The sequence below is a fragment of the Enterobacter sp. HMSC16D10 genome (assembly GCF_001807145.1).
Lineage (GTDB): Bacteria > Pseudomonadota > Gammaproteobacteria > Enterobacterales > Enterobacteriaceae > Enterobacter > Enterobacter roggenkampii.
In genome coordinates this window covers 1-21,452 of sequence record NZ_KV787893.1, presented here as the reverse complement: position 1 = coordinate 21,452, position 21,452 = coordinate 1, and the positions used below count along the sequence as shown (strand labels likewise).

Below are 21,452 nucleotides of genomic sequence, written 5' to 3'. Positions count from 1 at the left end.
TCAGGTGGAAAATTAGCGTCACGCGGGCGAGATTTTTAACAGGAAATATATGCATATTGTTCACACTGAAGCAGACGGCGGCAAAGGCGGGCAGCCTCTGCGCATTATCAACGAATCGCTTGGGATGATTCAGCGTGGCCATCAGGTGACTCTCCTTTGTCCGGAAACTGCGCCGCTCCACGCGCTGGCACGCAATGCCGGTTTGACGGTGGTCACGATGCCGTTGAAGCGTAAGAACCTTAAAAACCTGCAGGTGCTGCGTCGCTGGATGAAGGATAACCGTCACTCGATTGACGTCATCAACAGCCATAACTCTGCCGATACCTGGCTGGTGGCGCTGGCGAATCTGACGCTGTCCAACCCTGTACCACTGGTGAGAACCCGTCATGCGTCCGGCGTACCGCGCAACAACTGGACGACCCGCTGGCTCTTCCGCACGGCCTGCGCGCATATCGTGACCACCGGCGAGGCGCTGCGCCATCAGGTGGCAGATATTGGCGTGCCGATGTCCCAGAGTACGTCGGTGCCAAGCGGTGTCGATACACAGCGTTTCCATCCGGGAGATAAGCACCAGGCCCGGGTTCATTGTGGTTTGTCGCAGGACGATTTCTGGCTGGGCGTGGTATCGCATTTGCGCCCGAACAAAGGCCATAGCGTACTGCTGCGCGCCCTGGCGAAAATCGCCAATCCACACATCAAGCTGGCGATTGTCGGCGAAGGTCCGCACAAAGCGACGCTGGAACAGGAAATCACCGCCCTGGGGTTACAGCAGCGCGTGGTCATGGCGGGACATCAATCCGATCCGGAACGCTGGTTCCCGGCCTTTGATATTGCGCTCAGCCCTTCGCACGATATGGAAGGTGTTCCACAGGGCGTGCTGCAATCGTTAGCCACCCGTATTGCCACCATTGCGACGGATGCAGGTGGAACGGGAGATGCGGTGATTAACGGGCAGACGGGAGTGCTGGTCGCGCAGCGCGACGAAAACGCGCTGCACGATGCCATAATGAAACTCTATGACGACTCAGCCCTTCGCGAGACGCTCGCTCAACAGGGATATGACTACCTGAGCACGCACTTTACCCGCGAATGTATGCTGGACGCGATGGAGAAAGTCTTCTCCGATGCCGCTCAGCGCAGCAAATCGCGATAAAGCGCCTGTAGCTCTTTCGCCATTCTGTCCAGGGTGAAGGGCTCGGCGGTTGCACGCGCAGCGGCGGAGTAATCGACACCCTGTTCACGGCCTTTCAGCCACAGCGAGATGGCCTGCTGGTAGCCTTCGCTGTCCAGCGCGTCGCGCACCCAGCCGTTATGACCCTCGGTTATCCACTCCGCCGCGCCGCAGCCGTGGCTGGTAAGCAGCGGCAAACCACAGGCCAGCGCTTCCACGCAGACGTTCGGGAAGGGATCGTAGAGCGTCGGCAGGATAAGGGCATCCGCCGTGCCATAGACTTCACGCACGTTGGCAACGGGGCCCAGGAACTTCACTCGTGAGGAAATCCCCAGCGCCTGCGCCAGCTTTTCGAACTTCCGCGCATGTTTATCGCGGCCGGCAATCAGCAGCCAGACGTCAGGATGCGCCACAATGGCGCGCAGCGCGGTGGCGACGCCTTTACGGCTGAAGCCTGACCCAACATACGCCAGCACCGGTGCGTCAGGAGGAATACCCAGGACATCACGCTGCGAAAGGGCGCGGACCTCAGGGCTAAACTGAACGGTGTCCACGCCGTTGTAGATCACCGTCAGCTTGTCGTCCGGCAGCCCGAAGCGACGCACGATATCATCGCGCACCATCTTCGAATTACAGATCACCTTGCGCAGCTGCGGATGGGTAAACATCTGCGCCTCGGCCTGCAGAATGTAGCGGTGATAGCGGCTCAGAGATTGCGCCCAGCGCGCCAGCGGCGACAGAATGCGACCATATTGCTCAAGCCAGGTGGCGTGAACACCGTCGCCCGCCCGGAAGATGGTTGCTCCCGGTATGCGTTCGTGGCTTTGCACAATATCATACTGCGCAAAATGCGCTGCGGCTTCGACGGCAAAACCGGATTCACGCGCGATGCGATTACGAAACGGCGGATTGACCGTCAGCGTTTTCCAGCCTGCGGCATCCTCCCACTGGCGAGCAATCAGCGTGACATCAAGGGAGGTATCCTGCGCCAGCACGTTTAGCGCACGCGAGACGAAACGCTCTGCGCCACCGTTGGGGTTGTAGGTCTGTCGGACAATCGCCAGCTTCATGCAGGTGTTTCCGTTTCCAGAAGCATCGTATCAATGGCGCTCAGCACCTGCTGTGGGGTGATGGCCGTGATGCAGTCAGAGACACCGCTGTCTCCGCAGCCCGCTTTGCCGCACGGCTGGCAGGTAAACCCGGCAACGATTACGCGATAATTTACCCCCCACGGCGCCCATTTGATGGCGCCGGTAGGGCCAAAGATGGCGACGGTTGGCGTACCGACGGCGCTCGCAAGATGCATTGGCATGGAATCCACGCCGAAGTACACCCGGGCGTGCTTCATGAGCGCGCCCAGCTCTTTCAGGTTCAGCTGACCGCTTAAATCAAAGACCGGCTGGGTGAGGGCTGCGCGCAGCGCGTCCATATAGGCCTTCTCTTCTTTTGACGGCGCGGCGGAGAGGACGATCGGCAGGCCGCGCGCCGCCAGGTTATCAATGGTCGCTGCCAGCTTTTTGATATCCCAGGCCTTAAACATCCAGCGCGAGGTCGGGTGAACCAGAATGTAGGATTTACTCGTGAGCCCAAACCCGGCCAGCTTTTCGGCCACAGAGGCTTCTGCCGCGTCACCGGGCACAAAAAGCGTATGTTTGTCTTCGTCGGACTGCGGATGAATGCCGATCCGGCGCAGGGCATCCAGATTAACCTCCACCATATGACGGCTGTTGTCCTGAATCGCCGGATAGAGTGTGGTGAACGATTTCACCCAGCGGCGACGCGCAAGGCCCCCGCGCTTATCCGGCTTAAAGCCGACGGAGACGCGCGGTTTCAGGCGACGCGCCAGACGCGCGCCGTGCCAGTGTTCGGTCAGGTTAATCAGCACGTCATACTGACGGCCTTTCAGGGTGTTCAGCAGGGCGCGGTAGAGACGGAATTGTTCAAACCAGCCCTTCTTGCGCCAGTTGCGCCCAATAGTGTGCACCTGGTCGATATGCGGGTGGCTGGTCAGCATCGCCTGGGTATCGTCATAAACCAGCGCATCGACTTCCACGTTCGGCCAGTTCTTTTTCAGCACGGTAAAAACCGGCGAGGTAAGCAAAACGTCACCGTGGTGACGAAGCTTAATAATCAGCACGCGCTTTGGCGGGCGCTCCGCTGAGAAAAAATCAGACATAGGCTCTCTCTGCTGCCAGCAAAGGCTCTAATTGCGCAAATACCGCAGCGGCGCTGAGATCGCTCAGCTGCGATGAGTGTTCCGGGCGGCAGATATATTGATTTTTTCCATAGCCGCCGATCAGGCCCGGGTCCGTTGGGCCGTAAAGCGTAATATTAGGACGATCCAGCGCCGCCGTCAGGTGGCTGAGTCCCGTATCCACGGAGACCACAGCCGTCGCGCCTGCCAGCGCCTGAGCGACGCCATCCAGCTTCATGCGCGGCAGAACGTCCACATAATCAAACCCTGCCGCCAGGCGTTTGGCCCGCGCCTCTTCGTGCGGTGCACCCCACGGGAGTTTGATACGCAGTCTCGCACTTGCCAGCAGGCCGATCAGTTCGCGCCAGTGCGCTTCCGGCCAGTGCTTGTCGTCGCGGGTCGTTGCATGAAGGAAAATCAGGTAGGGTGCGTCTGTTTGTTGCGAACCGTGCAAAAAATGCTGCGAAATGGCGTAATCGCCCTGCGTTTCCGGCTTTGCATAGCCAAGACTCTTTGCAAATAGCTCGCGGGTACGTTCCACCGCGTGCTGCTGCTTCGCGATGTGGTGGCGGTGGTTATAGAACAGGCTCGCCAGCGGTTCGCGGGCGGTTTGCCAGTCCATGCCGTGCTTTACGCCGCGCGCCAGTCGCGTCACCAGCGCGGCGCTTTTGACCAGCCCCTGTGCGTCGATGATGGCATCATAACGCTGCGCCTGTACCGCCTCGCGGAAGGTTTTGCGTTCGGCTTTAATCGGGGCAGAGAACCACGCTTTCCGCCAGCGGCGAATCGCCACCGGGATCACGCGGTCGACCGCTTCATGCCAGGTGGGGATCTGCGCGAAGCCCTCTTCCACCACCCAGTCAAAACGAATGCCCGGTACGGCCTGCATGGCGTCCGTCAGTGACGGCAGCGTGTGCAGAACATCGCCCATCGACGAGGTTTTAACGATCAGTACCCGCATTCGTTATCCTTCTTCGCTCAACAGCAGTTCGTTAAGCTCTTCAAGAACGCGCTGCGGGGTAATGTCGATCAGACTCTGATGATAACCTTCAGCGGCATCGCCTTTGCGCACCTTGTGGTAGCCGGTGATCAGGCGAATAACGCGCGCTTTATGGGAAAGCGGAGGCGTAAAGTCCGGGCTGCTTGGCCCATACAGCGCCACCAGCGGACGGTTGAGCGCAGCGGCGACGTGCATCAGGCCTGAATCGTTGGTAACCACAGCGTGGCAGGCAGCAATCAGGATAACCGCCTGCTCAAGCTGCGTTTCTCCCGCCAGGTTGCGGCACCAGGCCTGCTGTTCATTACTGAGCGTCGCGAGAATTTCGTTGCCCGCCTCGTGGTCTTTTGCCGAACCGAACAGGACAATCTGGTAGCCTTCGTCGATCAGCTGTTTCGCCAGCTCTGCATAGTGGTAGTGCGGCCAGCGTTTTGCCGGGCCGAACTCGGCGCCAGGGCAGAAGCCAATCATCGGACGTTCAGCCGAAAGGCCAAACGCGCTGCAGGTCTGGGATTTTTCACCGTCGTTAACCTGAAGCTGGGGCCAGAGCAGCGGCTGCGGCAGGTCTTTCGCGTTGCGCATCACGCCTTTGTCATAGGCCAGCGCCACGTAGCGCTCCACCATTAATGGCCAGGCCGCTTTATCCAGCACGCGTGCATCGTTCAGCAGGCCGTAGCGCATTTCGCCGCGCCAGCCGGTGCGATGCGGAATGCCCGCAAAGAAGGGCACCAGGGCAGATTTAAAGGAGTTGGGCAGAACATACGCGCGATCATAACGCTTCTCGCGCAGGCTATGGCCGAGCTTGCGGCGTTCGCCAATTTCCAGCGCCCCGTGGCCGAGCGGCATCGGGATCGCTTCATTCACTTCCGGCATACGCGATAACAGCGGACGGCACCATGCGGGTGCCATCACGTCGATTATCGCCTGGGGATAGCGCGCCTTGAGCGTGCGATAGAGACTTTGCGACATCATCATGTCGCCCACCCATGACGGGCCGATCACCAGAATCTTCATACTTACGCGTCGCGGTTCAGCCAGGCCATATACTCCGTTACGCCTTCGGCAACGGTTTTGAACGGTTTGTCATAACCCGCTGCGCGCAGGTTAGTCAGGTCAGCCTGGGTGAACGCCTGATAGCGGCCTTTCAGCTTGTCCGGGAACGGAATGTACTCGATGCTGCCTTTTTTGTGGTACGCCAGCGTGGCGTCAGCCACCGCCTGGAAGGACTCTGCGCGGCCGGTACCCAGGTTGAAGATGCCGGACACGCCGTTTTCCCAGAACCACAGGTTTACGGCCGCCACGTCGCCCACGTAAACGAAGTCGCGCTTAAAGCCGTCGCTGCCTTCGAACAGTTTTGGACTTTCACCGTTATTCAGCTGGGTGTTCAGGTGGAACGCCACGCTCGCCATGCTGCCTTTGTGGCCTTCGCGCGGTCCGTAGACGTTGAAGTAACGGAAGCCGACGATCTGCGAGTTCGCTTCTGGCAGAACCTGACGCACATATTCGTCGAACAGGAATTTGGAGTAGCCGTAGACGTTCAGCGGCTGCTCATATTCGCGGGACTCGATGAAGTCCGAGGTGCGCCCGCCGTAGGTGGCGGCAGAAGAGGCATACAGGAACGGAATTTCACGCTCCAGGCAGTAGTGCAGGATCTCTTTGGAATACTGATAGTTGTTGTCCATCATGTACTTGCCGTCCCACTCGGTAGTGGAAGAACACGCACCTTCGTGGAAGATGGCTTCGATCTCGCCGAACTCTTCACCTGCCATAATCTGGATAAGGAAGTCTTCTTTATCCATGTAGTCAGCGATGTTCAGATCCACCAGGTTAACGAACTTGGTGCCGTCTTTCAGGTTGTCAACCACCAGGATGTCGGTGATGCCTTTGTCATTGAGAGCCTTAACAATATTGCTGCCGATAAAGCCTGCGCCGCCGGTAACGATGATCATAACTGTAACCTTTGAAGTGTGGAGCCCGGGGACAATCCCGGACGCTAATGTTTCTATCATATCATTAGTATGGCTGCCCTTCAGCCATTCACCGACATAGCGCAAGGGTACACGTGATTTATGCTGCAAAAACGACAAGAGATGACGTGTCATCTCGTCATGAACTATAGGTTTGGGTAATATGTCCCGAAATTTGCCGAGTCTGGAGAATTGCAATGCGTGGTGATTTTTACAAACAGTTAAACAGCGACCTTGAGACCGCACGTGCGGAAGGGTTGTTCAAGGAAGAGCGTATTATCACGTCTGCACAGCAGGCGGACATCACCGTTGCCGACGGCAGCCATGTGATCAACTTTTGTGCGAACAACTACTTAGGTCTTGCGAATCACCCTGAGCTGATTGCCGCGGCAAAAAACGGCATGGATACCCACGGTTTTGGTATGGCCTCCGTACGCTTTATCTGCGGTACCCAGGACAGCCACAAGCAGCTTGAGCAAAAGCTGGCGAATTTCCTCGGAATGGAAGACGCGATTCTCTACTCCTCCTGCTTCGACGCCAACGGCGGCCTGTTCGAGACCCTGCTCGGCGCAGAAGATGCGATTATCTCCGACGCCCTGAACCACGCCTCCATCATCGACGGCGTGCGCTTGTGTAAAGCGAAGCGTTTTCGCTACGCCAATAACGACATGGTTGAGCTGGAAGCGCGCCTGAAAGAGGCCCGTGAAGCGGGCGCTCGCCATGTGCTGATCGCCACCGACGGCGTATTCTCCATGGACGGCGTGATCGCCAACCTGAAGGGCGTGTGTGACCTGGCGGATAAATACGACGCGCTGGTGATGGTCGATGACTCTCACGCGGTCGGTTTTGTCGGCGAAAATGGTCGCGGCTCCCACGAATACTGCGACGTAATGGGCCGCGTGGACATCATCACCGGCACGCTGGGCAAAGCGCTCGGCGGCGCATCCGGCGGCTATACCGCTGCGCGTAAAGAGGTGGTGGAGTGGCTGCGCCAGCGCTCGCGTCCGTATCTGTTCTCCAACTCCCTGGCACCGGCGATTGTTGCCGCCTCCATCAAAGTGCTGGAGATGGTGGAGTCCGGCGCTGAACTGCGCGACCGTCTGTGGTCCAACGCGCGTCTGTTCCGTGAAAAAATGAGCGCAGCAGGGTTCACCCTTGCCGGTGCTGACCACGCGATCATTCCGGTGATGCTGGGTGATGCGGTCGTGGCGCAGAACTTTGCCCGCGAACTGCAGAAGGAAGGGATTTACGTCACCGGGTTCTTCTTCCCGGTGGTGCCAAAAGGTCAGGCGCGTATCCGCACCCAGATGTCTGCGGCGCATACGCCTGAACAAATTGAACGTGCGGTGGAAGCCTTTACCCGCATCGGTAAACAGCTGGGCGTCATTGCCTGAGGACGTGTGATGAAAGCGTTATCCAAACTGAAAGCGGAAGAAGGGATTTGGATGACCGACGTGCCGGAACCGGAAGTCGGTCATAACGATCTGCTGATCAAAATTCGTAAAACGGCTATCTGCGGTACTGACGTTCACATCTACAACTGGGACCAGTGGTCGCAGAAAACCATTCCTGTACCGATGGTTGTCGGTCACGAATATGTCGGTGAAGTGGTGGGTATCGGCCAGGAAGTGAAAGGCTTCAAAATCGGCGACCGCGTCTCCGGTGAAGGTCACATTACCTGCGGCCACTGCCGTAACTGCCGCGGCGGGCGTACGCACCTGTGCCGCAATACCATCGGCGTGGGCGTGAACCGTCCGGGCTGCTTCGCGGAATACCTGGTGATCCCGGCCTTTAACGCCTTCAAAATCCCGGACAATATTTCTGACGATCTGGCCTCCATTTTCGATCCGTTCGGTAACGCCGTGCACACGGCGCTCTCCTTCGATCTGGTCGGTGAAGACGTGCTGGTCTCCGGCGCGGGCCCCATCGGCATTATGGCGGCAGCCGTGGCGAAGCATGTAGGTGCGCGCAACGTCGTGATCACCGACGTAAACGAATACCGCCTGTCGCTGGCGCGCAAAATGGGCGTCACCCGCGCGGTGGATGTCTCGAAAGAGAGCCTGACCGACGTGATGGAAGAGCTGGGCATGACCGAGGGCTTCGATGTGGGTCTGGAGATGTCCGGTGCGCCACCGGCGTTCCGCACCATGCTCGACACCATGAACCACGGTGGCCGTATCGCGATGCTGGGTATTCCGCCGTCGGATATGTCCATCGACTGGAACAAAGTGATCTTCAAGGGGCTGTTCATCAAGGGTATCTATGGTCGTGAGATGTTTGAGACCTGGTACAAGATGGCTGCGTTGATTCAGTCCGGTCTGGATCTGTCCCCGATTATTACTCACCGTTTCTCCATCGATGAGTTCCAGCAGGGCTTTGACGCGATGCGTTCCGGCCAGTCAGGGAAAGTGATTCTGAGCTGGGATTAAATCTGCCTGCTGGCACCACTTTTACGGGTGCCAGCGTTCTTTCTTAGCGGTTTGACTTTCCAGAGGTTACTTGTTAACTTTTGGCGAAATTTTCTCCATTCCGTCTTCTCCGCACGTTCATTCAAGTAGTTAAAATGATTGCGTCAGGAAAGATTCTGCCAGGCTAATTAGGTCATTATGTCCACACTGTTTCCACAGAAGTTGGTTGAGACACCTTCGCGATTTACCGCTTTCTTAACTTTCTTTATTTCCCTGCTAATAGTCATTGGCGTTAATATTATACATGCTAAATATAATGCGGTAATTAACCGTGCGCTGGTTTTTGCGCTGATATTGCTGGCGTTAAAATGTATAAACAATAAAATATTCAGAAATGTACTTGCGATTATTTTATTAATTCCAGTCGCGGCAGACATCACTTTACAGTTATATGCCTGGAGTAATTTCAATTCTGCGTTTAGCTATGGGTTTGCGCTAAGCGTACTTAATACGACACCGGGTGAAGCAAGTTCGATGCTCGGTTTGTACTGGCGCGATTGCCTGATTTTTATCGCCCTCTCGGCGTTTTTCATTTTTACCACCAATACCGGGATATGGCCTGTCGCGCCGCGTTTTCGTCGCTGGCCCGCCATTGCGCTTGCCGTCACGCTGCTGGCTTTTTATGGTCAGGCCTTGCAGCATCAACTCAGGAAAAGCAGCGTAGAGAGCCTGGCGCAGCGCGTGGTTCAGGCAACACCTGTCAGCACGTCTAAAGTCTTTATGCAGGCCATCGAAGATAATGCCGTGGTGGCCAATATCGGTAATAACATTCCTGATTATAAAATCACGCTATCCGATACTGGCATCGAAAACTATGTATTGATTATTGGTGAGTCTGAGCGCACGGCAAATATGGGTATCTATGGTTATCCTCGAGATACGACACCGGAGCTGGAGAAGCAAAAATCGCAGCTATTATTGTTCCGTAATGCTGTAACGCCTGCTCCGGTCACGATTATGGCGGTTCCGCTGGCGTTGACCGCCGATACTGTGAATGCACGAGATCCTCGTAAGTATGGCGATAACGTCATCAATATCGCTAACAAAGCGGGATATGATACGTACTGGTTTAGTCGTCAGGGTAAAGGAGGGGCGCATAATAACGTCATTACCGGAATTGCCCTGAACACGAAACAGCATGAGTGGATTGACGGGGGCTACGACGAAGACCTTCTGCCGCTGTTGCGGAATGCGTTAAAAACGCCGGGCAAGAAACTGATTGTTCTGCATTTGTATGGAAGTCACGAACCGTCCTGTCGACGCTTCCCTGCCAGCCAGGCGGTGCTGCAGGGTGATAATGAAGCTGATGATTGTTATGACAATTCGGTGCGATACACGGATATGTTGATGGGTAAGGTCTTTAGCTTGCTCGAAGACTCGCGCTCATCAGTTATGTATTTTTCCGATCATGGCCTGGTCCGAGATCCGAAGCGTGCGGTTGCGTATTCGCACGGAAATGTTAATCCTCCACGAGAGGCTCTGCATATCCCTGTGTTTATCTGGTACGGACATCAGGTGGATTCCGATAAGCAGTATACCGGAGATTATAAAACTGTCTGGTCTGCTGATGATATTAATACGCTGGCTGAGCTATGGCTTGGGATCCATCGTCAGGGAGAACCTGCCCTGTCTGTACAATCATGGCTTGCCGGTTATAATAAAAACGTAACCGTGCTGGATACGACCGGGAAGTCCTTTGACTGGCGTAATATTCGTTAACACAGGTGTGATAAACTTGTTTTTTCAGTGTGCTAGCCTGTTTTTCCTTTATAGTAAATGGAATAATGATGATTAATGTAGAACGAGATAAGGTCCAGTTTGTATTGCTGCAGCTACTCTTCGGAATGTGTGCTTTAGCTTTTGGTTGCGTCGTTGTTTCACCTAATTTATCCGCCAAAATTTTGGGCCTGGCGGGTGTAACAGCATTCGTTATTTTCTTATTGGATATTAAAAATTCCAGAAAGAACGATGCATTCTGGCTTTGTCTGGTCCTGCTGGCTATTGGAATTTGCGATTTGGCCTGGTACCGAATGTATAAGGTTGATAGTGAGGCGATCAACTCTTATCGCGCCTATCTTGAAGTCGGGAAAATCTGCCTTTTCGGGGCATTCTCCATCTTCATGCTTGTGAGCAGAGAGCAATTCAAAATCGGCAGTAATAAAATCCATATGTTGCTGGTCATCACGCTGCAGGTGATGATTATTGTCTATGCAGGATATCAAAATATTTTTCTTGGAAACCAAAGAGTTACGCTTTCCCTTGCCGGTGGGGCGGATGCGACAGGGGCCGCTTATACCATTGCATTTATTTCCTTCTACACGATTCTGGTTCTTCAGCACAGTTTAAGTAGATGGAAAGAGTTGTTTGTACTCGGGCATTTTTTTATCACTTTCCTGGTACTGGTGGCGACAGAAACTCGAGCAGCCATTCTGACCTATCCGATTATTTTCTTCGCATTGCTGGTGGTGAAGTTCTACAAGGAAAAGCATATCCCATGGAAGGGAGTTGCGGTTTTCCTGATCGCGTTGCTGGCTGGTGCATTTATGATGAAAGACAGCCTGATAAAGCGTTATAACGACTTTAACAATGACATTGTTTCCTATGATAAAGCGAACAGTGCCACTTCTGTTGGGGCTCGTTTTGCTATGTGGAAAACGGGATTAGCTGCGTCTAAAAATAATTATTTATGGCAGTCGACAGATGAGCGAAACGCAAAGATAATTGCCGAGGTTAATAAAGACCCAAGCTTGTCAGGCGCGCTGGATCACATCCGCGGTCATCTTCATAATGAAATCGTCGAAACGCTTTCAGTGAAAGGACCTTCAGGCGTTCTTCTTTATATTCTGTTTGTGATATCGCTTGGCTGGTATGCATTACGTAAACGTAAAAGTATTATACTTTTCGCGTTCCTGGTTTCGATTGTTATGTTCGGCGTAGGTGGTGTGATGTTCTATTCTAAAACAACTCCTGTTGCGTGGATGTTGACGCTGATAATGTCGATTGTTTTTCTGGAACAAAACAAACATCGTACTGTCATTAAGTAACCGTTTTGATTCTCCCTCGGGAAAAAGGTATTCTTCCGAGGGAGAAATACCTTTTACCAGACGAGTACCCCATGAACGAACTGATTTCAGTCATCATCACCACCTACAACAGAGAGGCGTTGCTGGAACGCGCAATTCGTTCAGTTATTGCTCAGACATATCCCGCAGTAGAATTGGTTATTGTTGATGACTGCTCCAATGAGAAAACCCCTCAACTTATCGAGCGTATGCGCGCTGAGTGTGAGGCGCGCTTTGTACATTTCATCTACGAGCGTAACGAAAAGAACAGCGGTTCTAACTTCAGCCGTAACCGGGGCTATGCGCTTTCGCACGGCGTGTTTGTAACGGGGCTTGATGACGACGATTATTTCCTGCCAGAGCGTTTGACGAAGCTCACTGAGCGGTATGATGATAAGTATGCTTTCGTGACGGACACGCCCGCCAGGTTGGACAAAACCCACCGTACCTATCCGGAAACTGATGACAAACGAATCATTGAGCTGCAGGATATTCTGTGTGAAAACGTGGTTGGCAATCAGGTATTGACCACAAAAGAAAAACTGTTAGGCGTAGGCGGATTTTCCCCTGAAATTAAACAGCAGCAAGATCGCGATGTGTGGATTAAATTAATTCTGAAGTATGGTCCAGGAATCAAATACAGTTTCAGTACTGCGATGGTGGATGCTGAACACGGGAGCGATCGTATTACGTCGCAGGTTAAAAAATACAATGCGTATCGGAAACTCTATTTTAAATACCGTCGGCACATGTCTGAAGTGACCCGCAGCAATAATTTATTCCAACTTATGTCGTTTCGTGGCTTTACATCATCGCGCATGAATTGCTTATTACGCGGGCGTAAAAAAGACGCTAAATTAAAAATGAAACTGTTTCGCCGTACGCTAAAAGAGCTATTCTGAATTTAATTAGGTGAAATGATGAATCTGAATGCAACGAATAAGCTCATCAAGAAAACCCGGCGCTGGCACAAAAAAACGGGTTTTTCTCTTTTTCAGCGTGCTGCTTGCCATTTTGAGCGGAAGAAAAAAGAAGCGATTTTTAGCATTATTGATGATCTCAAGGTTCAACCTGACGATTCGCACACATCGGAACCGATGCAATCAAACATTATCTGGATCTGCTGGTTCCAGGGGCTGGATAACGCGCCTGAGTTAGTTAAACGCTGTGTCGACTCTGTTTATAAACACTCAAATGGATATGAGATTATAATTATTACTGAAGATAATTTTTCGGATTATATCACACTACCTGGTGTGATTATTGAGAAATATAATTCTGAATTGATCGGTAAAGCTCACTTCTCTGATTTATTACGTTGCTGTTTATTGTATGAATATGGCGGTGTATGGCTTGACTCTACCATATTTATGGCTCATGATTTACCTTCCTACCTTGCCAATTACTCATTTTGTTCTTTGCGTTTCACTCCAGCAGATTGCTCTGGGAGTATTAGCAACGGTTTCTGGACAACTTATTTTTTGGTTTCCGAGAAAAATGGCTATTTAATCGGTAATGTAATGAATGTGCTTTTAGAATACTGGCAAAAGCATGATAAAATCATAGACTATTTTTTAATGGATTATATCTTTTCTTATTATTTTGAAAATGATAGCCACTCAAGAGAAATTATTTTATCTCAACCTGTGCTCGGTGAAAATCGTTTTTTACTAAAAAATAGTATGAATGAGCATTTCTCACTTGAACTACAAAAACAAGTTATGGAAGACCCTATAGGCATATATAAATTGTCTTATAAAGGGTCTTACCGTACTTCAAACAACGGCCAGCCGACAATATATAGCCTGATCCTTGATGGCACTTTCGAACTAAAGTGAGAAAAAAGCCACCATGACGGTGGCTTATTATCGTCAGGCTTTCTTACCCCATCCCTGCCACTGCTGCTGGACGTATTTCACCAGCGTACTGTTACTGATGCTGTCTCCGATGACAGAGAAGAAGCGGGTCGCGTAGACCGGTTCTAGCGGCTGCTTCGGTACGCAGCGCTTCACGCCGCGGAACGGATTACGCGGCGCCGTCGGGGTGGGCTGCGCAGAATTCGGCGTAGTGGTATCCACCTGCGGCTCATTCAGCAGATCGCTCGGGCGCACCAGCGTGATATCGGAAGGTAAGGTCGGCAGCATTTGCTGCAGGACGCGGACGGTAGACGGGTGGGGGTGACCGATGGCAATGGCCGAACCATTGCGGCGGGCCAGCTGTACCGCGCGATTAAACTGCACGCGAATATCGGCTTCGTTCTGGGTATCATCCAGGAACACCTTGCGCTTAATCACCTTTACGCCCGTTCCCTGAGCGGCGCGCATCGCCTGGCTGTTGCCGATGGTCATGCTGTCGAGGAAGTAGAGATTGTAACGCTCCAGCGCCTGCATCACTTTTAGCATCCCGTACAGGCTGGAGGTCATCGCGCTGCCCATATGGTTGTTCAGCCCTACGGCATACGGCACCTTGTTGTAGGCGTCTCGGATGATGCGCTCAATCTCCTCGCTGCTCATATCCGGGCGCAGGGTATCTTTTTCCAGCGGCTGCTTGCTGAGCGGGGCCATAGGCAGGTGGATGAGAACCTGATGCCCGCTGCTGTGGGCTTTGGTCGCCATCTCACGCGCGTGGGGGGCATTCGGCAGGACGGCAACGGAGATGGCCGACGGCATCGCCAGCACCTGGTTTTCATAATGTGGGCGATAACCGAAGTCATCAATCACGATAGCGAGCTTACCGGCGTATACCGGTGCAGCCAGCGCCAGCGCGCTGACGACGGAGAAAACGATTCGACGAAATTGAAGCAAAACTTATCTTCCCAACCACGGCTGTGGATTGACCGCCTGACCCTGACGACGAATTTCGAAATAGAGTGACGGGCGGCCCTGACCGCCACTGCTGCCCACAAGGGCGATGGGTTGTCCGGCGCGCACCTGCGTGCCGACGCTGACCAGCGCGCTCTGGTTGTAGCCGTAAAGACTCATGTCGCCTTTACCGTGCTCGACCACTACCACAAGCCCGTAACCCTGCAGCCAGTCGGCCAGAATCACGCGGCCATCGGCGATGGCTTTCACTTCGCTACCTTCAGACGCACCGATAACGATCCCTTTCCAACGTAGCTCACCCTGCAGCTGTTCGCCATAGCGATGCAGAATTGAACCGCGAACGGGCCAGAAAGCCTGACCGCGAGGAGAGCCGAGGCCGCCGGTACGCGACATCAGGGAACGTTCGCTTTCGCTTGGCTTGTAGGTGGTCCCTTTGCGGGACGCTTCCTGCTGCTTGTCGCGAACGGCCTGCGCCTCGCGAGCCTCTTTTTCGGCGCGCGCTTTCGCCGCGGCTTCAGCACGGGCGATGCTGTTGCGCAGTTTCGATTCGTTGGCGCGCATTTCGCTCAGCTGGCTCTGCCCTTCCTGAATCGAGGACTCGAGACCGGCCAGGGTTTTCTTACGCTCGTTGCGTGCCTGCTCAAGCTTTGCCTGCTGGGCCTGCTGATCGTAGAGCAGCGTCTGCTGCTGGCTCTGCTTCTCTTCCAGCTCGGCTTTTTGCGTGGAAACCTCTTCGCGCGTCTGCTTCAGCTGCGCGATCGTCTCCTGACGCGCCTGGTTCAGATAGCCAAAGTAGGCCTGCAGGCGCTGGCCGCGCTGGCTCTCTTCGCCGCTGAGGATGAGCTGGAGCCCGGTATGTTCACCCTGGCGGAATGCGGCATCAAGCTGTGCGGCAAGGTTGCGCTCCTGCGCATCGCGCTGGCGCTCCAGTTTGGCAATCGACGCGTTCATCTCGTCGATCTGCTTATTCAACTGGGCAAGGGTGTTTTGCGTTTCACGGAGTTTACGTGTGGCAGCGGAGATGGCCTCTTCCTGCTGCTTAAGCTGGGCGAGCAGGGCGGCGCGCTGTTGCTGCTGTTGGCGTACCGCACGCTCTTTGGCGGCGATATCGGCCTGAATGGATTTCAGCTGGTCGCGGTCATCCGCGTGGGCGGATGCGGCGCACAGCAATACGCCAGCGCTGAGTGCGCTGGCGTAAAACAGAGGTCTGACTGATAACCTAAGCGGCTTCACGACCCATGTGATTGAAAAAATCGCCTTTCCCCTCATGGGGAGCGATTATTCCACGATGAACAGCGGCTTACCAGTCATCTCTTCAGGGATCGGCATACCCATCAGCGACAACATGGTTGGCGCGATGTCAGAAAGCTTGCCGCCTTCTACGGCTTTCACTGATTTATCACCCACATAAATCAGCGGAACCGGCAGGTTGGTGTGGGCGGTGTGCGCCTGTCCGGTCGCCGGGTCGCGCATCTGTTCAGCGTTACCGTGATCCGCGGTGATCAGCAGCTGACCGCCAACGGACTCAACCGCTTTCGCCACCTGCTCAACGCAGTGGTCCAGCGCTTCAACCGCTTTCACTGCCGCTTCCATCACCCCGGTATGACCGACCATGTCGCCGTTCGGGTAGTTACAGATGATGGTGTCGTATTTGCCGCTCTCGATGGCCGCAACCAATTTTTCAGTCAATTCTGCAGAGCTCATTTCTGGTTGCAGATCGTAGGTGGCGACTTTCGGGGAGTTGATCAGAATACGTTCTTCGCCTTTGAACGGCTCTTCAACGCCACCGTTAAAGAAGAAGGTCACGTGCGCGTATTTTTCCGTTTCGGAAATACGCAGCTGCGTTTTGTCGTTCTTCGCCATCCACTCACCGAAGGTATTTGCCAGCGAGGCCGGTGGGTATGCGCACGGCGCTTTGATGTCTGCCGCGTATTCGGTCAACTGGATGAAGTTGATGTTAACCACTTTCTTACGGGCAAAACCGTCGAAGTCGCTGTTGACGAACGCACGGGTGATTTCGCGCGCGCGGTCAGCGCGGAAGTTCATGAAGATCAGCGCGTCGCCGTCTTCCATGGCGGCATCGGCCTGGCCTTCAGCGCGAATCACGGACGCTTTCACGAATTCGTCGTTTTCATCGCGTGCATAGGCCGCTTCCAGCGCTTCAACGGCGGTCGCAAACTGGAATTCCCCTTTTGCCAGGGTCAGCAGGTCATAGGCCTGTTCAACGCGATCCCAGCGGTTGTCGCGGTCCATGGCGTAGTAACGACCAATGATGGAGGCCACGCGGCCTTTACCCAGCGCGGCGAATTTGTCTTCGAAGGCTTTCAGGGAGCCTTCCGCACTGCGTGGTGGCGTGTCGCGACCGTCCAGGAAGGCGTGCAGATAGATTTTTTCCGCACCGCGCTCAGCGGCCAGTTCAACCATTGCCATGATGTGATCTTCGTGGCTGTGAACGCCGCCAGCAGAGAGCAGACCCATGATGTGAACGGCCTTGCCAGCAGCAACGGCTTTATCAACCGCGCCACACAACGTTGGGTTGGAGAAGAAGGTGCGTTCTTTGATTTCAACGTCCAGACGCGTCAGGTCTTGATACACGATACGCCCGGCGCCCAGGTTAACGTGACCGACTTCGGAGTTGCCCATCTGGCGGTCCGGCAGGCCCACTTCCAGGCCAGACGCGTCAATCAGCGTATGCGGACGTTTTGCCCACAGGGCATCCATGACCGGGGTTTTGGCGTTGAAAATAGCGTTATCCTGGCTGTCTTCACGGTAGCCATAGCCATCCAGAATCACCAGTACCATAGGTTTTTTAGAAACCGACATTGCGACAACCTCATGCTCAAGAGTCAAAATTTGCGTAATTTTACTACAGCTGAATCGATCAAATAGCCGCAGAAGATCAAAGAAAGCGCAGGGGCAAGGTACTCGCCAGACCATTTTGAGGCATTTTTTTAGGTGGCATGCCGCAGAAAATGGATTAGGTTAGGGTCGCTGGCTGTATTTGCCAGAACGCACAGGTATACTCCTGTCCTGGTTTTTTTAATCACTAAGTCGGGAGTAGTTACCCTCCATGCAAGAAATTATGCAATTCGTTAGCCGCCATCCGGTTCTGAGCATCGCGTGGATTGGCCTGCTGGCTGCTGTGCTGTTCACCACATTTAAGAGCCTGACGTCTAAGATTAAGGTTATCACCCGTGGTGAAGCGACGCGTCTGATTAACAAAGAAGATGCTGTCGTGGTCGATCTGCGTCAGCGTGACGATTTCCGCAAAGGGCACATTGCAGGTGCGATTAACCTGCTGCCTGCTGAAATCAAAGCGAACAATGTGGGCGAGCTTGAGAAGCATAAAGCCCAGCCGATTATCGTTGTTGACGGTACCGGCATGCAGGCGCAGGAATCCGCCAGCCTGCTACATAAAGCAGGCTTCGAAAACGTATCTGTGCTGAAAGAAGGCATTTCCGGCTGGAGCGGGGAAAATCTTCCTTTGGTACGCGGTAAATAAGGAGTTCAGTCATGGCCCATATTGAGATCTACACCAAAGCGACGTGCCCGTTCTGCCACCGTGCGAAAGCGTTGCTGAACAGCAAAGGCGTCACGTTCCAGGAACTGCCGATTGACGGTGACGCGATTAAACGCGAAGAGATGATCCAACGTAGTGGTCGTACGACGGTTCCACAGATTTTTATTGATGCGCAGCACATTGGCGGCTGTGATGACTTGTATGCGCTCGACGCCCGTGGTGGACTCGATCCGCTGCTGAGCTAAGAGACTTTAGGACAATTAAAAAGGGTATTTCCATGTCAGAACAAAGCAATAATGAAATGATTTTCCAGATCCAGCGCATCTACACCAAAGATGTCTCTTTTGAAGCGCCAAATGCGCCGCACGTTTTCCAGAAAGACTGGCAGCCAGAGGTTAAACTTGATCTGGATACCGCATCAACCCAACTGGCTGATGACGTGTATGAAGTCGTACTGCGTGTGACCGTGACCGCTTCTCTGGGCGAAGAGACTGCTTTCCTGTGTGAAGTACAGCAGGGCGGTATCTTCTCCATCGGCGGTATCGAAGGAAACCAGATGGCGCATTGCCTGGGGGCGTACTGCCCGAACATTCTGTTCCCGTATGCACGTGAATGCATCACCAGCCTGGTTTCTCGCGGTACATTCCCGCAACTGAACCTTGCGCCAGTTAACTTTGATGCGCTGTTCATGAACTATCTGCAGCAGCAAGCTGGCGAAGGTGCTGAACAACATCAGGATGCCTGATGAGCACTGTTAATGCGTCAATGACTGTGATCGGTGCCGGCTCATACGGCACCGCTCTTGCCATCACGCTGGCAAGAAATGGTCACGATGTGGTCCTGTGGGGCCACGACCCAAAACATATCGCGACGCTACAGCGCGACCGCTGTAACGTGGCGTTTCTCCCGGACGTTCCGTTCCCTGACTCCCTGCACCTTGAAAGCGACCTTGCGACCGCGCTGGCGGCCAGCCGCAACATTCTGATTGTGGTCCCGAGCCATGTCTTTGGCGACGTGCTGCGTCAGATTAAGCCGCTGATGCGCCCGGATGCGCGCGTTGTCTGGGCGACGAAAGGACTGGAAGCCGAAACCGGACGCCTGCTGCAGGACGTTGCCCGCGAAGCGCTGGGTGATGCGATCCCGCTGGCGGTCATCTCCGGCCCGACCTTTGCGAAAGAGCTGGCCGCTGGCCTGCCGACGGCGATTTCACTGGCCTCCACCGATCAGGCCTTCTCCGACGATCTCCAGCAGTTGCTGCACTGCGGCAAGAGCTTCCGCGTTTACAGCAACCCCGATTTTATCGGCGTGCAGCTGGGCGGCGCGGTGAAGAACGTGATTGCGATTGGCGCCGGGATGTCCGACGGCATTGGTTTTGGTGCCAACGCCCGTACGGCGCTGATCACCCGCGGTCTGACCGAGATGTCCCGCCTGGGCGAAGCGCTGGGTGCCGATCCGGCCACCTTTATGGGAATGGCGGGCCTGGGCGACCTGGTGCTGACCTGTACCGACAACCAGTCTCGTAACCGCCGCTTTGGCATGATGCTCGGACAGGGCAGCGATGTGAAAGACGCGCAGGAGAAGATTGGCCAGGTGGTGGAAGGCTACCGCAATACCAAAGAAGTCCGCGAGCTGGCGCACCGTTTCGGTGTCGAAATGCCAATAACCGAGGAAATTTATCAGGTATTGTATTGCGGAAAAAATGCGCGCGAGGCAGCATTGACCTTATTAGGTCGTGCGCGCAAGGACGAGCGCAGCAGTAACTAGTCGGAACCGTTGTCACCTGAATGACCCAGCCAGCGCAGAACTGGCTGGTCATTAACTATCGTCTGGAGTAAGCAATGCCGTGTGAAGAACTGGATATCGTCTGGAATAACATTAAAGCCGAAGCCCGGGCGCTGGCCGACTGTGAGCCTATGCTGGCCAGTTTCTACCACGCAACGCTACTCAAGCACGAAAACCTCGGCAGCGCGCTGAGCTATATGCTCGCCAACAAGCTGGCGTCCTCGATCATGCCCGCGATTGCGATTCGTGAGGTGGTGGAAGAGGCTTACGCCGCTGACCCGGAAATGATCGCCTCTGCCGCCTGTGATATCCAGGCCGTGCGCACCCGTGACCCGGCGGTCGATAAATACTCTACGCCGCTGCTGTACCTGAAAGGCTTCCACGCCCTGCAGGCTTACCGCATCGGCCACTGGCTATGGAATGAAGGCCGCCGCGCGCTGGCGATCTTCCTGCAAAACCAGGTTTCCGTGACGTTTCAGGTTGATATTCACCCGGCGGCGAAGATTGGCCGCGGGATCATGCTCGACCACGCCACCGGGATCGTTGTCGGGGAAACGGCGGTGATTGAAGACGACGTCTCGATCCTGCAGTCGGTTACCCTGGGCGGTACCGGGAAAACCAGCGGCGATCGCCATCCGAAAATTCGTGAAGGGGTGATGATTGGCGCGGGTGCCAAAATCCTCGGCAATATCGAAGTCGGACGCGGCGCGAAGATCGGCGCAGGCTCCGTGGTGCTCCAGCCGGTGCCGCCGCACACCACCGCCGCTGGCGTACCGGCGCGCATCGTCGGTAAGCCAGACAGCGATAAGCCGTCCATGGATATGGATCAGCACTTCAACGGCATTCACCATACCTTCGAGTATGGTGACGGCATTTAACTTCTGAGAATGGCGCCCGGATATCCCAGCTGGCGCCATGCTTCATACACCACCACCGACACCGCGTTCGACAGGTTCATGCTGCGGCTGTCCGGCATCATCGGAATACGGATTTTCTGCTCAGCGGGCAGGGCATCCAGGATCGTGGCCGGCAGGCCGCGGGTTTCCGGGCCAAACATCAGATAGTCACCTGCCTGATAGCTTACGGCGCTGTGCGCTGGCGTGCCTTTGGTGGTCAGGGCGAACATGCGCTGCGGCTGCTCTGCTTCCAGAAACGCGGCGTAATCGTGGTGGCGAATAACGGCGGTAAATTCATGATAATCCAGCCCTGCGCGACGCAGGCGTTTGTCGTCCCACGTAAAGCCCATCGGCTCAATAATGTGCAGACGAAAACCGGTGTTGGCACACAGGCGGATAATATTGCCGGTATTCGGCGGAATTTCTGGTTCGAATAAAACGATGTTAAGCATGCTGCCCCCTTAATAGCGGGGGCAGAATAGCAGAAAAGAGAGGAACTACGCGACGCCGGGTTCCTGCGAGCGACTATAGAGGGCCGTTTGGAAAACGGAATCTATGGTCACTCCCGTTTTT

Annotated in this window: 21 protein-coding genes; 12 read left to right on the top strand and 9 right to left on the bottom strand. The window is 54.5% G+C overall.

The window, feature by feature from the left end; translation table 11 throughout:
* Positions 1-49 precede the first annotated feature (49 nt).
* Positions 50-1,153, top strand: a complete 1,104-nt coding sequence (locus tag HMPREF3143_RS16010) for a glycosyltransferase family 4 protein (protein ID WP_044597365.1) — start codon at positions 50-52, stop codon at positions 1,151-1,153.
* Here HMPREF3143_RS16010 and HMPREF3143_RS16005 read toward each other — a convergent pair.
* From HMPREF3143_RS16005 to rfaD, 5 genes are read right to left on the bottom strand one after another with little or no spacing between them, the layout of a single operon-like run.
* Complete coding sequence (locus HMPREF3143_RS16005; protein WP_070533619.1) at positions 1,132-2,241, bottom strand: glycosyltransferase family 4 protein; 1,110 nt, start codon at positions 2,239-2,241, stop codon at positions 1,132-1,134. The genes HMPREF3143_RS16010 and HMPREF3143_RS16005 overlap by 22 nt on opposite strands.
* Positions 2,238-3,347, bottom strand: a complete 1,110-nt coding sequence (gene rfaQ / locus HMPREF3143_RS16000) for a putative lipopolysaccharide heptosyltransferase III (protein ID WP_023294805.1) — start codon at positions 3,345-3,347, stop codon at positions 2,238-2,240. Before rfaQ ends, HMPREF3143_RS16005 begins: the two co-directional genes overlap by 4 nt.
* On the bottom strand, positions 3,340-4,326 hold the full coding sequence (gene rfaC, locus HMPREF3143_RS15995; protein ID WP_070533617.1) for a lipopolysaccharide heptosyltransferase RfaC: 987 nt from the start codon (positions 4,324-4,326) through the stop codon (positions 3,340-3,342). The genes rfaQ and rfaC overlap by 8 nt, the downstream gene beginning before the upstream one ends.
* 3 nt (positions 4,327-4,329) lie before the next feature.
* Positions 4,330-5,376: an ADP-heptose--LPS heptosyltransferase RfaF gene (rfaF, locus tag HMPREF3143_RS15990; RefSeq protein WP_070533616.1), complete on the bottom strand. Its 1,047-nt coding sequence runs from the start codon at positions 5,374-5,376 to the stop codon at positions 4,330-4,332.
* Positions 5,377-5,378: 2 nt separating this feature from the next.
* On the bottom strand, positions 5,379-6,311 hold the full coding sequence (rfaD, locus tag HMPREF3143_RS15985; protein ID WP_008502707.1) for an ADP-glyceromanno-heptose 6-epimerase: 933 nt from the start codon (positions 6,309-6,311) through the stop codon (positions 5,379-5,381).
* 215 nt (positions 6,312-6,526) lie between these two features.
* Here rfaD and kbl point away from each other — a divergent pair, with 215 nt between their 5' ends.
* The 6 genes from kbl (at position 6,527) to HMPREF3143_RS15955 (ending at position 13,697) form a co-directional block, all read left to right on the top strand.
* Positions 6,527-7,723 (top strand): glycine C-acetyltransferase, encoded by a 1,197-nt coding sequence (gene kbl / locus HMPREF3143_RS15980; RefSeq protein WP_023294809.1) that lies wholly within the window; start codon positions 6,527-6,529, stop codon positions 7,721-7,723.
* 9 nt (positions 7,724-7,732) lie between these two features.
* Positions 7,733-8,758 (top strand): L-threonine 3-dehydrogenase, encoded by a 1,026-nt coding sequence (gene tdh / locus HMPREF3143_RS15975; RefSeq protein WP_021242426.1) that lies wholly within the window; start codon positions 7,733-7,735, stop codon positions 8,756-8,758.
* A 177-nt stretch (positions 8,759-8,935) separates the two neighbouring features.
* Positions 8,936-10,516 carry a phosphoethanolamine transferase family protein gene (locus HMPREF3143_RS15970; RefSeq protein WP_070533614.1) on the top strand — a complete coding sequence of 527 codons (1,581 nt, stop codon included), beginning with the start codon at positions 8,936-8,938 and terminating at the stop codon, positions 10,514-10,516.
* A gap of 65 nt (positions 10,517-10,581) precedes the next feature.
* Positions 10,582-11,841, top strand: coding sequence for an O-antigen ligase family protein (locus HMPREF3143_RS15965; RefSeq protein WP_307729161.1), 1,260 nt, complete (start codon positions 10,582-10,584; stop codon positions 11,839-11,841).
* A gap of 71 nt (positions 11,842-11,912) precedes the next feature.
* Entirely contained in the window at positions 11,913-12,761 is an 849-nt protein-coding gene (locus tag HMPREF3143_RS15960; protein WP_070533612.1) for a glycosyltransferase, read from the top strand.
* A gap of 15 nt (positions 12,762-12,776) precedes the next feature.
* Entirely contained in the window at positions 12,777-13,697 is a 921-nt protein-coding gene (locus HMPREF3143_RS15955) for a capsular polysaccharide synthesis protein (RefSeq protein ID WP_224162538.1), read from the top strand.
* Positions 13,698-13,730: 33 nt separating this feature from the next.
* Here HMPREF3143_RS15955 and HMPREF3143_RS15950 read toward each other — a convergent pair whose 3' ends face one another.
* The 3 genes from HMPREF3143_RS15950 to gpmM are packed head-to-tail and all read right to left on the bottom strand — an operon-like array spanning position 13,731 to position 17,504.
* The gene (locus HMPREF3143_RS15950; RefSeq protein ID WP_045337134.1) at positions 13,731-14,663 is read right to left on the bottom strand and encodes a divergent polysaccharide deacetylase family protein; all 933 of its coding nucleotides are present in this window, start codon (positions 14,661-14,663) and stop codon (positions 13,731-13,733) included.
* A 3-nt stretch (positions 14,664-14,666) separates the two neighbouring features.
* Positions 14,667-15,926, bottom strand: a complete 1,260-nt coding sequence (gene envC / locus HMPREF3143_RS15945) for a murein hydrolase activator EnvC (RefSeq protein WP_025910576.1) — start codon at positions 15,924-15,926, stop codon at positions 14,667-14,669.
* Positions 15,927-15,959: 33 nt separating this feature from the next.
* Positions 15,960-17,504, bottom strand: coding sequence for a 2,3-bisphosphoglycerate-independent phosphoglycerate mutase (gene gpmM, locus HMPREF3143_RS15940; protein ID WP_070533610.1), 1,545 nt, complete (start codon positions 17,502-17,504; stop codon positions 15,960-15,962).
* Between the two features lie 247 nt (positions 17,505-17,751).
* On the opposite strand from gpmM, the gene HMPREF3143_RS15935 reads away from it, so the two are divergent.
* From HMPREF3143_RS15935 to cysE, 5 genes are all read left to right on the top strand, one after another.
* Entirely contained in the window at positions 17,752-18,183 is a 432-nt protein-coding gene (locus HMPREF3143_RS15935) for a rhodanese-like domain-containing protein (RefSeq protein ID WP_008502714.1), read from the top strand.
* An 11-nt stretch (positions 18,184-18,194) separates the two neighbouring features.
* Positions 18,195-18,446, top strand: coding sequence for a glutaredoxin 3 (grxC, locus tag HMPREF3143_RS15930; RefSeq protein ID WP_008502715.1), 252 nt, complete (start codon positions 18,195-18,197; stop codon positions 18,444-18,446).
* 32 nt (positions 18,447-18,478) lie between these two features.
* A complete protein-coding gene (gene secB / locus HMPREF3143_RS15925) occupies positions 18,479-18,946 on the top strand; it encodes a protein-export chaperone SecB (protein ID WP_008502716.1) in 468 nt (155 codons plus the stop codon).
* Entirely contained in the window at positions 18,946-19,965 is a 1,020-nt protein-coding gene (gene gpsA / locus HMPREF3143_RS15920; protein WP_070533608.1) for an NAD(P)H-dependent glycerol-3-phosphate dehydrogenase, read from the top strand. Before secB ends, gpsA begins: the two co-directional genes overlap by 1 nt.
* Positions 19,966-20,039: 74 nt before the next feature.
* The gene (cysE, locus tag HMPREF3143_RS15915) at positions 20,040-20,861 is read left to right on the top strand and encodes a serine O-acetyltransferase (RefSeq protein WP_008502718.1); all 822 of its coding nucleotides are present in this window, start codon (positions 20,040-20,042) and stop codon (positions 20,859-20,861) included.
* On the opposite strand, the gene trmL is transcribed toward cysE, so the two are convergent.
* Positions 20,858-21,331, bottom strand: coding sequence for a tRNA (uridine(34)/cytosine(34)/5-carboxymethylaminomethyluridine(34)-2'-O)-methyltransferase TrmL (gene trmL / locus HMPREF3143_RS15910; protein ID WP_021242431.1), 474 nt, complete (start codon positions 21,329-21,331; stop codon positions 20,858-20,860). The genes cysE and trmL overlap by 4 nt on opposite strands.
* Between the last annotated feature and the right edge of the window lie 121 nt (positions 21,332-21,452).